The 361-nt window shown below is 56.8% G+C and carries 1 protein-coding gene; it reads right to left on the bottom strand.

All coding sequences use genetic code 11. The features are described from left to right. The coding region (locus ABR397_RS25555; RefSeq protein ID WP_350307812.1) for an AMP-binding protein at positions 1–361 on the bottom strand (361 nt) is incomplete at both ends.

A 361-nucleotide genomic window follows, 5' to 3' on the forward strand; every position in this document is an offset into this window, starting at 1 on the left:
GGGCAATCACATGCGGCACCAGAACCAGTTTTGCGCCGTAGCGTAAAGCCCCCCACAATTCCCATACCGAGAAGTCAAAAGCGATGGAATGCAACAGGCACCAAATATCTTTCCGGTCAAAGTGATACCAGGATTCTGTCGCCTCAAACAAACGCAGAATATTACGGTGCTCGACCATCACGCCCTTCGGCGTCCCCGTCGAGCCAGAGGTGTAAATCACATACGCCAGGCACCGGGACGTCAGCGCAGAGACCTGCGGGTTAACATCCGGCTGATCCGACAGGGTATTATTCGGGTCGAGCACGGTCAGCGCCGCCAGCGTTGGTTCGTTCAGCGCATCACGTCCGGGGTTATCCGCCAG

Origin of the sequence: Photorhabdus viridis (assembly GCF_040256935.1) — a bacterium.
In the GTDB taxonomy this organism is placed as follows: domain Bacteria; phylum Pseudomonadota; class Gammaproteobacteria; order Enterobacterales; family Enterobacteriaceae; genus Photorhabdus; species Photorhabdus viridis.